Source organism: Myxococcales bacterium (genome assembly GCA_016699535.1).
In the GTDB taxonomy this organism is placed as follows: Bacteria; Myxococcota_A; Polyangia; order Polyangiales.
Genome location: CP064980.1, coordinates 230,044 through 245,086 on the forward strand (window position 1 = coordinate 230,044; position 15,043 = coordinate 245,086).

Sequence of the window (15,043 nt, forward strand, 5' to 3'; positions counted from 1 at the left end):
TACTATCGGCTCAGGAAAAAACGCGCAAGCAGATCAAGTTCGGGAACGGAATTATCCGGTCTGCTATGCGTAGGAATCGAGCTTTTGTCTGCGCCTGAAATTGCCTCACCGACAAAGCCTTCGACAACTTCATAGGCATTATCGCCTAGCAGCACCGAGTCAGCGCAATGCTCCGCGCCTAGCATCGCAAGCTGCTCCATATCCTTGACCTTTCCCACAAGGTTAGCCTGATCTTGCTGACCACTAAGTTCACGCAGAAAACGAACGGCAGATTTTATGGCAAATTTCTGTTTACCCTTTGCCAAGGTCATGATCTCGCCCTGGATGTCAATCCGGCGATCGGAAAGCCAACTGTCTACGGCGTCTTGGGGAAGAAATACACGGTTCGACGTCATCACTGACAAGGCTACCATGTTGCACCGCTATCGGGTAGAATGCCTCGCAGACCTTCTTATTTGGATTGACAAGGCGATAAAGCAGACCTACGTTTCCGATACTCGAAAGGGATAGCTGGAAAATCTGGGCCCTTTCATACACTGCGGGAGACCCAGATTGATGCAGTCCCGAAAAAGGAGCAGCCATGGCAGGTAAAAATATCGTCCTTACCAACGACCAGAACTTCGAAACGGATGTTCTCCAATCCGAAGTCCCCGTTCTTGTGGATTTTATGGCGACCTGGTGCGGACCTTGCCGAGTGATTGCCCCTTTCATTGAACAGCTTTCAGATGAATACGAGGGCAGAGCCATATTCGCTAAAGTTGATATCGATGAGAGTCCTGGAACAGCCCAGCGCTATGGCATCCGTGGCGTGCCCACCCTCTATGTATTCAAGGGTGGTGAATTGTAGGCCAACAAGTCGGCGCAGCCGCCAAGCCCGCCATCGCCGCTATGATCGAGCGCGCCTTATAGCCAAAGGTTAGAGACTGCCACGCACAATTAGTCCGAGCATTCGGCACGCGAGGAGCTGTTGTTTTCAGGCACTCCCTTAGACGTTTGACGCGATCGCAAACGCTAAGGCAACGATAAGCAAAGCGAACCCCCCGGCAAGCAGTAGGGTAATGGTCCAGGTGCGAGCCGATGCGGGTTTTGTTTTACGGCCTATGGCAATAAGCATTTCAGCATTGTTGGTTTCGCTATCGAAATTATCCCCGGCTACCCGTTGCACGGTCGGCGTTTCACTGTACATCATAGGGTTGTTTGAAGGCTTGAAGCTTACAACCTCGATTTCTTTAGTTTTGACGTGTTGTTGTTCTTGAGACTCGGCATCAAAGGCAAGCGCATCAAGCAACCCGTTTCCAACTTTTTGTCTCGCTATCGGATCACGCTTCAAACACAGACTCAACGCTTCGCCTGTTTTACCAAGGTTTTTTACTTGGAGATCGGGATCCGGAAGACGACCTGTAAGGGCTTCATACACCACGGTTGCAAGTCCGTAGCAATCTGAAGCGGAGTAGCTTTGACCTTGCTCACTTATCTCTGGAGCAAAAGCAAGACGCAATGCCACGTTTTCTGAAAGGAAACGCTTGAAACGTTCAGCCGGTAAAAAACTCGTTAAATACCAACCGGACAATGCAATGTGATTCCCATCCACCCAGACATTCTCCGCGCGGATATTGCCGTGAGGAACGGTGTGCTGCTTTTTGTGCAACAACGCAACGATTGGCGCCAGAAGCAATAAAACTTCTTTTCGTGTGTAACGTTTTGCTTTTGATGCCCTGCGCCGAAGCGTTCGGCGCAAAGGAACACCATTGGGCAAGGGCTCAACTGTATAAACACGACTTCCTTCGATGCCTACATCGAGAATCGGCGCAGTGGTTTGAGCACTACTGCACTCTTTGATGCGATCAACAATATGCTGTCGTTCTTGCGCATTGGGGACCAACCGTGTTGAGAGGACATGCAACAAAGCCATCTCACCACGTTGAACGTCCGTCACTTTGTAAGCTCGAACGATGGCATCCTCATGAACACGCTCTACAATTTCATAACGCGAAGCAAAGAGGTCCCCTTTTAAAAGTTGCTCCGTCGAAGCCGAGGGTTTTGCTGAAACTTTCGTTTCCTCCCTCTCCTCGATCGTGCTTGCCTCAGGATTGTCCTGACTGGTTGGCGTATGTTCGTAGTTCATCATAAGTAGTGCTCGCGTTGCGCAAGCGCGCGCTCGACGGGGCGCCCAAACGATATGTTCCCTCAAAAAGCTGCTTTACCCAAAGCCTTCGGTTTTTATTTTACGGCGCATTGCTAGCAAAAAGCATGCTAGAAGTCCTACATTTTCTTACACTGTCGTTATTATAGCACTTTTCGAAAATAAACCGGGCTAGGAAGCCTGTTCGTGGCTACTATTGTTGCCAGTGTATGGGGTCAATGAGCCCCGGTGCTGCCAAAACCTCCGGAGCCACGCTCGGTACTACCGAGTTCATTGGCATCCTTCGCTTCGCTGACAGTAACCTTATTTACGGGTGCAACCACAAGCTGAGCAATGCGCTCTTTGGGTTTGATGGTGTAGTCCTCGGGTCCAAGATTAATTAGAATTACTTTTACTTCCCCTCGGTAGTCCTCATCAATGGTGCCTGGCGAATTGAGTAAGGTGATTCCATGCTTCGCGGCTAGGCCCGAACGTGGGCGGACTTGGCCTTCAAAACCCGAAGGAAGCGCTATGATTAATCCAGTCGGGACCATTAATGACACACCTTTACAAAGAAGTAGAGGTGTTTCAATCGCTGCTTGCAGATCGAGACCCGCAGCTGCATCGCTTGCATAAAAAGGAAGATCAACGAGCTCCGGATTTATTCGAAAAACCCGAAGCTCATTGCCCTTAGTCATGGGATCTTTCATGACGGATCCAAAAGCGCTTAACGGCGCCTCTCGCCTGAGCGATCGCGACGAGGACCACGATTGCCACCGGGGCGAGCCCCCGAGCGCTCAGATCGTTCTGGCCTAGGCCGCTCAACATAGCCCTCTGGTTTTGGCAAAAGCTCTTTTCTTGAAAGACGAATCTTACCATCACGATCCACATTGGTGATTTTGACCTCGGCTTCGTCACCTAGCTTGAAATAGTCCTCGACTTTTTCAACGTGCTGCCAGTCCATATCGGAAATATGACAGAGGCCATCGTGGTTCGGGGTGATTTCAAAAAAAGCTCCGTAGGGTTCAATGCGGCGTACGATACCTTTGTAAGTCTCACCCACTTCAGGTTCCCACGTCAGGCCACGAATCATTTCCAGTGCCTTCTCTGCTGCGTCGCCCTCAGAAGACGCAACATTCACAGTGCCATCATCTTCAACATTGATGGCTACTCCCGTCTGCTCGATGATGCCCTTGATGGTCTTTCCGCCTGGACCGATAAGCAATCGCACCTGGTCGGGCTTAATCTTGACCATGGTAATGCGAGGTGCATAAGGAGACAGCTCCTCGCGAGGCGTCTGCAGACTCTCGGCCATTTTTTCAAGCACATGCAAGCGTGCGTTCTTGGCTTGTGACAGAGCCGATTCAAGGATGCCACGCGTCAAACCGCCAATTTTGATGTCCATTTGAATAGCCGTGATGCCATCGGAGGTGCCACAGACTTTAAAGTCCATGTCGCCAAGATGATCTTCGTCACCAAGGATATCCGTTAGGATAGCATAATCATCGCCTTCTTTGATGAGACCCATGGCCACACCGGCAACGGACTTCTTCAAAGGCACTCCGGCATCCATCAGCGCCAAGGTCCCGCCACACACCGAAGCCATCGACGAAGAGCCGTTGGATTCTGTGACCTCTGAAACAATGCGAATCGTATAAGGAAACTCATCTTTTGATGGGATCATGTTCATGAGCGCGCGTTCAGCAAGATTGCCATGGCCCACTTCACGTCGACCCGGTCCACGCATTGGCTTAACTTCGCCCACCGAATAGGCTGGAAAGTTGTAATGCAACATAAAGCGTTTCCAAACGTCACCATTGAGGGTGTCAAGACGCTGTTCATCTTGGTTGGTGCCCAGCGTTGCTGTCACAATGGCTTGTGTCTCGCCTCGCGTAAAAAGCGCCGAGCCGTGCACACGCGGCAGTAAGCCAACTTCGGTAGTAATCGGGCGTACAGTCACCATATCACGACCATCGACACGCTTTTTCTCTTTGAGTACCTGAGCACGCATCGTGTTGAACCGAAGCTCTTCGTAGGCCTCTTTGATGTCGGATTCTTGCTCCGGAAGGCTTCTGCCAATGCCGCAACGGTTTCCTTTTTGATTTCCTTGAAGCGATCGTAACGATCATGTTTTTCAACGAGGTTGCAAGCTTCTTTTACCTTTGCCGTTGCAAACTCGGCGACCTTGGCATCGATGCCCTCGGGCTTAGCGGCTGGCTCGAATGCCCATTTTTCCTTGCCAGCAGCCGTGCGCATTTTTTCAACAAGCTCAATGAAAGGTTGAACCGATTTTTGCGCGAAGAACAATGCCTCGAGCAAATCTTCCTCGGAAACTTCTTTGCACTCGCCTTCGACCATCACAATGGCGTCTTTGGACGTTGCAACAACAAGCTCGAGATCGCCTTGCTCGATTTGCTCAAAGGTAGGGTTGGCTACGAACTCACCGTTGACACGTCCCACGCGCAATCCGCCGATAGGCCCATCCCAAGGAATGTTGCTCAAATGAATCGCAGCGGGTGCGCCCAAAAGCGCGAGCATATCGGGTGGGACTTCTTTATCGGCCGAAAGCACTGTGGCAATCACTTGGATCTCGTTCCGATAGCCTTCCGGAAATAGAGGACGGCAAGGACGATCAATAAGACGCGCCGTTAGAATCTCGTTATCTCGTAATTTGCCTTCACGCTTAAAAAAACCACCTGGGATTTTTCCCGAAGCATAGGTTTTCTCAATGTAGTCAACACTGAGCGGCAAGAAGTCCACGCCAGGACGGGCCTCTTTGGTCCCGCAAACAGTGACAAGCACCACGGTGCCGCCGCAACTTACCATCACTGAGCCCTGCGCCTGTTTTGCGATACGCCCGGTCTCAAGTGTTACGGTATGGTTTCCAATTTTTACACTTTCTTTGATGATCACGCTTCTATACTCCTGGTCTCAATAGAGACCCTGTCATGACATCAGCAAAGAAAAGGGCTCGGTCCTCGATTCCAAAATTCGGTGGGAGTAATTGTCCAGCACAAAACTTTCGAAGCGAAGATCGAACGGCCTGCTTTCCTTGCGTCCGCCGGGTTGAATGGCCGATAAACATCGACCGTCTGGTCTCCGTGGAAATACGAAGACCGCATCATACTACTTTCGAATGCCTAGCTCTTTGATGATTTTGCGATACCGCTCAATGTCGCTGCGTCGCAAGTAATCAAGCAAGCTGCGGCGACGTGAAACCATCATCAATAGGCCACGCCTTGAGTGATGGTCCTTTTTGTGCGTTTTGAAATGATCGGTAAGGTAAGTAATCCGCTCGCTTAAAAGCGCGATTTGAACTTCAGGCGACCCGGTGTCTTTTTCGTGTTGCTTGAACTTGTTAACGATTGCCTGTTTGTCTTCCACGTGGAGAACCATGAAATTCCTCGAGTTTTTGCTATGGATTTTAAATCTGCGGGAGTATGCAGTGCCTTGAAAGCGCCGTCAAGGCAAAGCTGCTTATCCGCTGTCAACGGAGAGGCCCTTGTAGCAGTTAAAGCCGCGCTCGACTATCAAATACAGGCGAAAATACTAATGATTTTGCTATTGAAAGCAACGGAGCGACTAGCAAAGTACCCGAAAATGCTCACTTTTCTGCCCCTATACCCAAGAATAAAATACTATACAACCTATGGGCTCTTCTGCTCGGCCACCAGAAAATCCAGCTCGACTCGAAGCGATGCATCGCCTGCTCAAAGAAGCTCAGCGTGGCGGGCAAGCCAAAGTTGATGCACTTGTCGCCCTGATTGCACGAGAGGTCTATGCGGTTCGCTCTCAGCAAAGCCCCTCAGGCTTAATGCACTACCAGGATTCCGTAGGCCATCTTGCGTTACCTATTTTTACCGATGGCACTACGCTGGCTGAAGCAGCCGAACGACACCAATGGCAGGTCAATGGCTCACCGGATTCGCTAGGCATCAAACTCGAAGTGCTTGAAGCATTTCGCTATGCCCTAGGACAGAATTTTGCGGGCATTCTCGTTGATATGGAAGCCCCGCACAGCGTTAGCATTTCACGACAAGAAATGCTCCCGTTCCTCGATGAAGGTGCACGTCGCGAAATAAAGAGCCCCTATGCGGTCCGCGGACGGTTGTCCTCTACTCTGATTCAAGCGGTGCAAGCTACTCCGTCGCAAGCTCCAGACAGTATTGTGCCCCCGCCTCCACCTCCTCAGGCTCTAGCAAAGCGGTCCAAGAAGAAAAGCGAAGTAGATCTGCAAACGGCTTTGAACTTAACGGATCTTTCCGATCTTGATCACGAACTCATGGAAGCTATTGCAGCAGGTTTACGTGATTTTCCTGAAGTCGAGTGGGCTGCATCTGCGGCTGGATGCTTCAACTCGAGTTGCTGCACGGTTTGTCTGCGTGTGGATCCAGGCTATCGAACGCGACTTGAGGAACTTTATGCTCGCATTCACAGCATTAGTGCTGAGCAAAGCAAAACCGTTGACCTTCGCTTACTGGATGATCCCGAGCTCACTCGCCTGACTCGAGAAAAAGGCCATATCTTCTATCCCTGGGCGCGCGACATTCAGAAAACGCCAACAAACGCTTAGAGCACTTTCCAATACAATTGCTCGCGATATCGCGCAGGACAGAGCGACTGAGGTAAAGCACGAGGACGAGTCGTAGTGGTGCTACGGCAAGGAGGAGCAACGCAGCCCCTCTCGCTCAACTCAAGACAAAAGTGCTCTAAAACTCTGGGCCAGCACACAGCACGCGAGGAATGATACTAGACTGAATGATTTCAGACCATGCATACTGTTGAGCAGTTTGTCTTCCAGCCATGCGCATGGATGTCATTTGCTCAAAACTATGGCGAAGCTGACTGTATAAGCCCATGAATTCCGAAGGCTGCCCTGTCTGAAGCACAAGTGCGTTGTGACCACCGATGGCATACTCCTCACCGGTACAGCCCGTGCAGGCAATGCCGCCTACAGCCATCGCCTCAAGTCCGACAAGACCAAAAGGTTCATGGCGACTGTTGGCCAGCACTGCATCCGAAGCTTGGAAAAGTACCCTTCTGGAACTCGAGTCGATAAAGGACTGGTAGTTGATGACATCGTATCCATTGTTTTGATCCAGTGCTTCAATAAAACCAGACAACCCTCCAGCTGCAGCGGCTTTGCGATCAAGAACGTGCAAACCACTATCAGCCATAGCTCGAAGGACCTCATCCCCATGTGCTTCACTTCCGCCTCGCGCAATCAAAAGAGGTCGGTAGCCCTGGCTTTTTAGCTCACGTACAAGTTCAACGGATCCAAGCCAACGCTTGTCCGGATCCCAGCGCGCCATTTTGGTCAGCAATAAACGATTGGAAAAACGTTGCCTCAAGGTTCTCACTGCTGCGCTGTCAGCAGGCTGATAGGCATCCGGGGCGAGGCCATTTGGAATACTGACGGACTCAATCCCTTGAGCCGCCATGAGTTGCTTCATGTATCGGCTGACAGTGGTGATGATGGCTGCCCGCTCAAGACGCTTCCAGTCAATGTGCTCAAAGCCAAACACGTTGTTCGCGTTCCAAAAGATGCGTACATGTTGGCGAATACCTGCTTTACGCAAGAGCCAGTCCAAGTGAAGGACTGCATTGACCGTTTGCCACTCTTCGGCAATGACTACGGCCTTTCCGCCTTTTTGGATATGAGGAAGAAGTTGTGCTTGAACCAGGTGCGGTGGCAGCGAGCTTGCATAATCATTTTCTTTGCCAGCATCGCCATCGTACACACCTTTAGGGTGGTAAGCGCTAATCCATTGACACCAACGATGAAGATGCAAGGCGCCGTCTGCTTCATAGCCAGGAAGGGCGGGATCCCCTACAAACCACACGTGGGTCGGGTAGCCAGCTCTCGCCAGGGCTTCAGAAAGACCAATCACCCTGGTACCCAGTCCGCCAGCGCGCGAATACGAATCGTGCGCTTCGAACGATAAAAGGTGAAACTGCGTGCGTTCCGGATTACTGGAAAGCTCGAGTTCCCGTGGCCTTAGTGTCACACTGGATTGACTGCCGGCGATCTCGTTCCAGGGTCTCTCAGTGGTGTTGCAGGTGAAGTCGTCCGTCATCCATTCCCCCCATCAGGGCACGCTAAACCGCCGGAACATCGCTTGGCGCGGGCAAGCGTTACTTTTGTTTCAAAGCTTTCCATCTAAGACTGATGAGAAAACCTTCTGATTTTTCAGCACACCCGAATACACTTCACTACCCTTTAGTGTGCATTCATACCTAGCTGATTATTAGTAGTCCTTTCCAGGACAAAGTCAAAGAAAGGAGGATTCTTTTTTGAGTTTATTCGATGTTCTTTTCGACTAGGTTGTTTAGCGCCCAGCGCACAATGGCCGCGCGAGCCATAAATTACGGCAAACTCTCGTCGCTACGCAGAACATGACTCACTTTTATCTTCGAAGGTTCGTGAAGCGAATGTCGCTCACTTGCGAATTCATTCGCCTCGACCAGTTTCGTTTTAAGAGGCTATAGGTGCCCGGTACATTGACTGATTCAAGCTCACCGGCCAAATCATCAACCGAAACCCCAAATAAGATACAAGGGGTCTTCGCCAAAAAGGCATGAATGAGCGGCGCCAGCTCCGAAGTATCCGCGGGTGTCCAGTCGGGACTGACAAAATTTAGACGCCTGAATAAGCGCACAAGTCGTTCTTGATCCCGAATTCGCTCCTGACACAACGCTTCAAATTCACCAGACTCGGTTATCTGCCCGGCCTCCTGTCTCGCCAGCAGGTCTCTTTCCTGCCAGAAACCTGCAATCGTGGGTAAATCGTGAGTGGTGGCTGTTACCAAGGATGGCTGCGCATAGTCCTGCGCGTCACGAAACTCACCCTGCTCATCGCGTTCGAAATAAAACACTTGCGAGCGCAGGATGTTCTGCTCTTGCATGGTCTGACGTAGGTGCTCGGGAACGATTCCCAGGTCCTCCCCAATCATCACGCAGTGGTGACGCAAGCTTTCTAGAGCGAGGATTCCAAGCAGGTCGTGCTCAGGATAGCCAACGTAGGCACCCTGTTTGGGGCTCTTGTTTTTTGGAATCCAAAATTGCCTGCTAAGCCCCATCACGTGATCGATTCGCAAAACACCCGCATAGCGGCACGAGGCGCGAAGCAAGTCGGACCAAAATCGGTAACCACCCTCTCGGAGTGCTCTGGGACAAAGCGGCGACAAACTCCACTGCTGACCTGTTGAAGAGAATGGATCAGGCGGAGCGCCTACCGTAGCGCCACGTGCAAACAAGCTCCCAAAGCTCCATATGTCGCTCCCGCCCGGAGCATTTCCCAAAGCCAAGTCCTGATAGAGTCCCAAAGGCATCCCTTGCGCCTGGGCATGTTCGTGAACATGCGCAAGTTGTGTTTCCATTTCGAACTGAAGATACAAATGAAAATCAATTTCGTTTTTGTACTGTTGCCTAAAGCTCTCAACGCTTGGGCTTTCTGGTGATTGGTACTGTTCGGGCCACTCGTAAAAGCCATTGTTCCCTTGTCCAGCACTTGGCAATCGTTCCTGCAATGCACAATAGGTTGCAAAATCGCTTAAGGCCTTACCGCCTTTATCAACAAAGGCATAAAAAGCTTGGCCGCGAGGGCTGCCACCATCGCGGTGCTGTTGGCAGAACTGACGAAAAAGCAATCGGAACAATCGGTACTTGAAACGCTGAATGCGTGGATAATCAAGCTGCGAAGCTTCACGCAATGCACCGAGTTCCTGTTTGGCCTCCGGGGATTCAAGAAAGGAATGAAGTTCCGGGCAAATTGAATACTCTTGGAAAGCTTGCGGATCGAGGTAAAGCGGGCTTCGAAAAAGCCGACTTGAAGGAAAATAAGGGTTGTAAGAAATGCTGTTTTCCATGGCAGCGTGCAAAGGATTGATGCCTATAAAACAAGCTCCTTCGGCTGCACTATTGTCAATCAGCGTTTTTAAATCGCGTAGGTCCCCGATGCCAAAGCCATTCGGATTGCGAAGCGAATACATATGAGTCCAACTGCCCCAGCCCTTTTTTTCGCTCAACGCTTCTTGAGCTGAAAAACAACGCGGTGGACAAAGAATCAATCGTTGCGTTTCCTGAAAGCTTGTGCCTGCTGCTCGGAGCGTAAGTTGCACGGTGTGGTAGCCTAGTGTTGCCGCGAAACTCGAAGGAAGCGCTAGGGTCGTAGGCTGATCGGCAGCTGATGTTTTTCCTTCACTGCTATGAACAGCTCCATGCTCTTCGATCAGCTGAATCTCCCATTCAACTCCCGCTCCGCCCAAAGCACCAAAGTTCACTGGCAGATGCAGCGCTGCAGGCGCTGAACCTTCCTCGACTCGCACTTTATCAATCACTTGCTTGGACCGAACGCTTTGCATGCGAATCAAGGCTTCTTCGGCCTTAGCTTCGCTGCTGGCATCGTAGCCCATGGCGGCTATCAATGCCTCGTAGGTGGCTTCGTCCGTACAGCAAAGCTTGCCGTAGTAGCCTCTGTACGAGGCCGCTATTCCAAGTGCGCCAGCTAAACGCTCAAGATAAGGTCGTTCTGCCATGTAGCATTATCCTACCTAGCGAGGTTCTAGCACCATGGCGCATAGTGGAGGAAGATTAATTTCAATCGACTGCGCTTGCCCATGCATCGCGATAGCTTGTGTTGTTGCAACAGTTTCGCTCTCATAACCGCTGCCACCAAACTCACGCCAATCGGTACAGAACGTCATTTGGTATTTCCCTGCCGCGGGCATGCCTATAAGGTAACGATCCCGCGGAGTCGGGGTCAGATTGAGCACGACGACAACGAAACCTGAATCGCTCCTACGCATAAAGGATACAACCGATTGCTGTTCATCAGAGGTATCAATCCATTGTGTGGCACGTGAATCGTGGTCACGCTGCCACAGGCAAGGAGAGGCGAGGTAAAACTTTCCCATCGTCTCCAAGAAATGTGAAAAAGCTTTGCGCTTAGGATCATTGAGCAGGTGCCAATCCAAACTGTGCTGGTAGTCCCACTCATCGTAGGGCGCAAGTTCCGTGCCCATAAACAGCAGTTTTTTACCGGGACGAAAATATTGATAGGCCAGCAACAAGCGCAGATTAGCCAACTTCTGCCAGGGATCTCCTGGCATCTTGTTGTAAAGGGAGCATTTACCATGCACCACCTCATCGTGAGACAGCGGCATGATGAAGCATTCTGAATATTCGTAGATCTGCGCGAAAGTCAGTTCATTTTGATGATGCTTACGATAAATCGGATCGCGCTTGAAATACTCCAACGTATCGTGCATCCAGCCCATGTTCCATTTAAAGGAAAAGCCTAAGCCGCCGTATTGCGTATCATTTGTTACGCCACCCCATGATGTCGATTCTTCTGCGACTGTTATACATCCTGGAAAATCATTTCTTATGATGGAGTTGACCTCTTGAAAAAAAGAAATGGCTTCAAGGTTTTCTCGGCCACCATAATGATTCGGCAACCACTCGCCTTCTGGACGGCTGTAGTCTCGATACAGCATGGAAGAAACGGCATCGACTCTTAGACCATCAAGATGATATTCTTTGAGCCAGAACAAGGCGTTTGCAACGAGGAAGTTGCGTACTTCGCGACGTCCATAGTTGAACACCATCGTGCCCCAATCAGGATGCTGCCCAAGCCGGGGATCCTCGTATTCGAAAAGGCAAGTGCCATCAAAATGCGCAAGAGCAAAGTCATCGCGCGGGAAATGAGCTGGGACCCAATCGATGAGAACTCCTATTCCGTGCTTATGGCATTCATCTACAAGAAAACGAAAATCATCCGGGCTGCCGTAGCGCGAAGTCGGAGCATAGTAGCCAGTGACTTGATAGCCCCAAGAACCATCAAAAGGGTATTCAGCAATGGCCATGAGCTCAAGATGGGTAAAGCCATATTTTTTGGCATGCTCAATAAGCCGTGGAGTGACCTCGCGATACGACAAAAAGCGATCACCGTCCTCTGGAACACGCGCCCAGGAGCTCAAGTGAACTTCATAGATAGCCAAAGGTGATTTGAAAAGATCCTTATGTCGGCGACTCTCAAGCCAAGAGGCATCATTCCAAACATAGGAGCTGGAATGAACCCGAGATGCTGTACTTGGTCTTAGTTCGCACTCAAAGGCAAAAGGATCTGCTCTAAGCTGCAAGCGACCACTTTGCGATACGAGCTCAAATTTATAAAAAGAACCGGCAGGCACGCCTGGAATAAAAAGCTCAAACACACCCGAGCTTCCAAGGGAACGCATGGGATACAAACGGCCATCCCAACCGCAAAAATCGCCCACAACGCTTACCCGCTTAGCATTGGGAGCCCACACAGCAAACGCCACGCCATCAACACCATCACATCTTCGCGGATGTGCACCCAAAATACTCCAAAGTTCGCGGTGAGTGCCTTCGTTAAAGTAATGCAGATCCTGTTCACCAATCGTTGGCAGAAAGCGGTAAGGATCAATGCGCTCAAAAGTACTGCCGTTCGAAAAGAAAAAGCGAATACGGTAAACCAGGCCTGGAGCTGCGTCGGGCAAGAAACACGCAAACAAGCCACCTTGGGCGGAATCCATCGCAAATTGCTCGCCATTGTCCTCAAGGATACACACCGCCTTTTTTGCATCAGGATGAAAGGCACGAATCATAACGCCCTTGCGTCGCCCTTTTTTAAAAGGATGCGCTCCCAGAATACGATGCGGTTCGTAGTGCTCGCCATCGCGTAAGGCCCTAGCATCGGACGAAGTCACGCCGATGGTTCTGAGTGAAACACCACCGGTCTCCGTAGCTTGTGTTGGAATCATAGGGGTCTCCTTTGCTCGATCACAACTACCGAGTGGTGACGCACAAGAATTTCATTGAAGTAAATACCAGGACCGTCTTTGGCTGACTGCAGCACAACCGTCCATTCATCGTTGTCCGGAATGTCTGGTAATTTAAAGAACACATCATCACCGCTGGAGTTTGCCACAAAAAGTAAGGACACGCTTCGATCTCTTTCTTCCAGGGATTGTTGAGTAGAAGTCGCCAATAATAGCATGCCTAAGCAATGTTGCGAGCCCGGGTCATGCCAGTCTTTTCCAGTCATTTCATGGCCTTCCGGGTGAAGCCAGGCCACTTCTTTTGACTGATCTTGGACCGCAGACGGATCCTTGAAAAATGCTTTACGCTTGAAGAACGAATATCTTTTACGCAGACGAAAGACTTCGGAGCAAAATTCAAACAACTCCCGTCGCTCATCATCGAGCTGCCAATCCACCCAACTGATATCGCTATCTTGGCAATAAGCGTTATTGTTTCCCCGCTGACTGCGCCCTATTTCATCACCCTGCGAAATCATTGGAACCCCAAAACTGAAACCCAATGTAGCGATGAAATTTTTCACAATTCGTCGTCGTATTTCCGAAATTCCTTGATCTTCAGTTGGGCCTTCGTGTCCCCAATTGTTACTAAGGTTATGGTTCGATCCGTCGCGATTGTCTTCGCCATTATCAAGGTTGTGTTTATAGTTGTAACTGACAAGGTCGTTTAATGTGAAGCCATCGTGTGCCGTAACAAAATTGATACTGGCTCTGAGACTGCGCCCATTGTGGTTAAAGATATCACTACTTCCGCACAGACGCGTTGCTAGCGCACCAATCTCCCAAGGATCGCCACGCCAAAAACGGCGAACACAATCGCGGTAGCGATCGTTCCATTCCGACCAAGCAGGAGGAAAACCACCGAGACGATAACCATCAAAACCAATGTCCCAGGGCTCCGCGATAAGCTTCGTTCGACTTAGCACCGGGTCTTGATGCACGGCCGAAAAAAGTGATGCACCATGTCGACGTCGTGAGCTCCTCTCGCCATGGCCACCGCCAAATCAAAGCGAAATCCATCAACGTGCATTTCGGATACCCAATAGCGGAGACTATCGAGTGTAAGCTTTAAAACCTGCGGGTGACGAATATCGAGCGTGTTGCCACAACCTGTCGCATCTGAATAATAAGCAGTCTCACCCGATTGGAGCTGATAGTAGCTTTGATTGTCAATGCCGCGAAAACTCAGAGTCGGACCAAAGCGGTTTCCTTCACCAGTGTGATTAAACACCACATCAAGCAGCACTTCGATACCCGCTTCATGCAAAGTCTTAACCATTTTTTTGAACTCAAAAACCTGTTTACCATTTCCGGCCGTTGCAAAACGGACTTCGGGAGCAAAGAAGCCGATGGTGTTATAGCCCCAATAGTTGATACGTCCCTGCGATACCAAATGGTGCTCGGAATAAGCTTGATGGACTGGAAGCAACTCAACAGCCGTCACACCCAGCGACTTTAAATGCCGAATCACTGACTTGTGAGCCAAGCCTAAATAGCTACCCCGCAAACGCTTTGGCAGCTCGGGATGAAGCGCGGTTAAGCCTTTGACATGGCATTCGTAAATTACCGTTTCCTCCCACGGAGTATTTGGATGCCTATCGCTCCCCCAGTTGAAGTGATCTTCAACAACAACACAGCGTGGCATCGCATCCGCACTGTCGCGTGGATCACTCAGCCCATCGAAAGGATCGCTACCCAATTTGTAGCCATGCAACGACGCGTCCCACTCGAGAGGCCCGTCAATCGCTCGAGCATACGGGTCAATTAACAATTTAGAAGGATTAAAGTAGTGCCCATGTTTTGGGTCATATGGACCATGAAAACGGTAGGCGTAACGCTGCCCGTGCCCGATTTCCGGCAAAAACACATGCCAAATGTCGTGCGTACGATCCCGTAAGGGAATCCGAACACTCTCTTTCGAAGCCTTCGTCCCATCAAACAAACAGAGTTCAACTTGGGTGGCATGAGCCGAAAAAATAGCAAAATTTGTGCCGTTTTTCGTAACATGAGCGCCTAGAGGATGGGGTTGACCTGGCAATGCCTGCAATTTGATGCTCCAAATAGAGAAAAACCGGAT

Annotated in this window: 10 protein-coding genes and 2 pseudogenes; 2 read left to right on the forward strand and 10 right to left on the reverse strand. The window is 50.4% G+C overall.

Translation table 11 applies throughout. From position 1 onward, the window contains the following. Positions 1–2 precede the first annotated feature (2 nt). A complete protein-coding gene (locus tag IPJ88_01205) occupies positions 3–413 on the reverse strand; it encodes a hypothetical protein (GenBank protein ID QQR90395.1) in 411 nt (136 codons plus the stop codon). 167 nt (positions 414–580) lie between these two features. Between IPJ88_01205 and trxA the strand changes: the two are divergent. Beyond that, positions 581–909: pseudogene (gene trxA / locus IPJ88_01210) on the forward strand (thioredoxin). Between the two features lie 76 nt (positions 910–985). Here the strand turns inward: trxA and IPJ88_01215 are convergent. The 4 genes and pseudogenes from IPJ88_01215 to rpsO form a co-directional block, all read right to left on the reverse strand. Next, positions 986–2,128, reverse strand: a complete 1,143-nt coding sequence (locus IPJ88_01215) for a hypothetical protein (GenBank protein QQR90396.1) — start codon at positions 2,126–2,128, stop codon at positions 986–988. A gap of 230 nt (positions 2,129–2,358) precedes the next feature. Next, positions 2,359–2,832: a dUTP diphosphatase gene (gene dut / locus IPJ88_01220; protein QQR90397.1), complete on the reverse strand. Its 474-nt coding sequence runs from the start codon at positions 2,830–2,832 to the stop codon at positions 2,359–2,361. Between the two features lie 17 nt (positions 2,833–2,849). Further along, positions 2,850–4,948 (reverse strand): annotated as a pseudogene (pnp, locus tag IPJ88_01225) (polyribonucleotide nucleotidyltransferase). A 300-nt stretch (positions 4,949–5,248) separates the two neighbouring features. Further along, positions 5,249–5,518, reverse strand: a complete 270-nt coding sequence (gene rpsO / locus IPJ88_01230) for a 30S ribosomal protein S15 (GenBank protein ID QQR90398.1) — start codon at positions 5,516–5,518, stop codon at positions 5,249–5,251. A 253-nt stretch (positions 5,519–5,771) separates the two neighbouring features. Between rpsO and IPJ88_01235 the strand changes: the two genes are divergently transcribed. Then, complete coding sequence (locus IPJ88_01235; protein QQR90399.1) at positions 5,772–6,695, forward strand: SseB family protein; 924 nt, start codon at positions 5,772–5,774, stop codon at positions 6,693–6,695. A gap of 136 nt (positions 6,696–6,831) precedes the next feature. On the opposite strand, the gene IPJ88_01240 is transcribed toward IPJ88_01235, so the two are convergent. From IPJ88_01240 to IPJ88_01260, 5 genes are all read right to left on the reverse strand, one after another. Further along, entirely contained in the window at positions 6,832–8,199 is a 1,368-nt protein-coding gene (locus IPJ88_01240; protein ID QQR90400.1) for a glycosyltransferase family 4 protein, read from the reverse strand. Positions 8,200–8,529: 330 nt separating this feature from the next. Beyond that, the gene (malQ, locus tag IPJ88_01245) at positions 8,530–10,659 is read right to left on the reverse strand and encodes a 4-alpha-glucanotransferase (protein QQR90401.1); all 2,130 of its coding nucleotides are present in this window, start codon (positions 10,657–10,659) and stop codon (positions 8,530–8,532) included. 15 nt (positions 10,660–10,674) lie between these two features. After that, entirely contained in the window at positions 10,675–12,909 is a 2,235-nt protein-coding gene (glgB, locus tag IPJ88_01250) for a 1,4-alpha-glucan branching protein GlgB (GenBank protein QQR90402.1), read from the reverse strand. After that, positions 12,906–13,907: a hypothetical protein gene (locus IPJ88_01255; GenBank protein ID QQR90403.1), complete on the reverse strand. Its 1,002-nt coding sequence runs from the start codon at positions 13,905–13,907 to the stop codon at positions 12,906–12,908. Before IPJ88_01255 ends, glgB begins: the two co-directional genes overlap by 4 nt. Next, complete coding sequence (locus IPJ88_01260; protein ID QQR90404.1) at positions 13,886–15,013, reverse strand: hypothetical protein; 1,128 nt, start codon at positions 15,011–15,013, stop codon at positions 13,886–13,888. Before IPJ88_01260 ends, IPJ88_01255 begins: the two co-directional genes overlap by 22 nt. Positions 15,014–15,043: the final 30 nt, after the last annotated feature.

Coding starts and splice junctions, on each gene's coding strand:
- IPJ88_01205 (QQR90395.1), bottom strand. CDS start 413: ATGGTAGCCTTGTCAGTGATGACGTCGAACCGTGTATTTCTTCCCCAA.
- IPJ88_01215 (QQR90396.1), bottom strand. CDS start 2,128: ATGATGAACTACGAACATACGCCAACCAGTCAGGACAATCCTGAGGCA.
- dut (QQR90397.1), bottom strand. CDS start 2,832: ATGAAAGATCCCATGACTAAGGGCAATGAGCTTCGGGTTTTTCGAATA.
- rpsO (QQR90398.1), bottom strand. CDS start 5,518: ATGGTTCTCCACGTGGAAGACAAACAGGCAATCGTTAACAAGTTCAAG.
- IPJ88_01235 (QQR90399.1), top strand. CDS start 5,772: ATGGGCTCTTCTGCTCGGCCACCAGAAAATCCAGCTCGACTCGAAGCG.
- IPJ88_01240 (QQR90400.1), bottom strand. CDS start 8,199: ATGACGGACGACTTCACCTGCAACACCACTGAGAGACCCTGGAACGAG.
- malQ (QQR90401.1), bottom strand. CDS start 10,659: ATGGCAGAACGACCTTATCTTGAGCGTTTAGCTGGCGCACTTGGAATA.
- glgB (QQR90402.1), bottom strand. CDS start 12,909: ATGATTCCAACACAAGCTACGGAGACCGGTGGTGTTTCACTCAGAACC.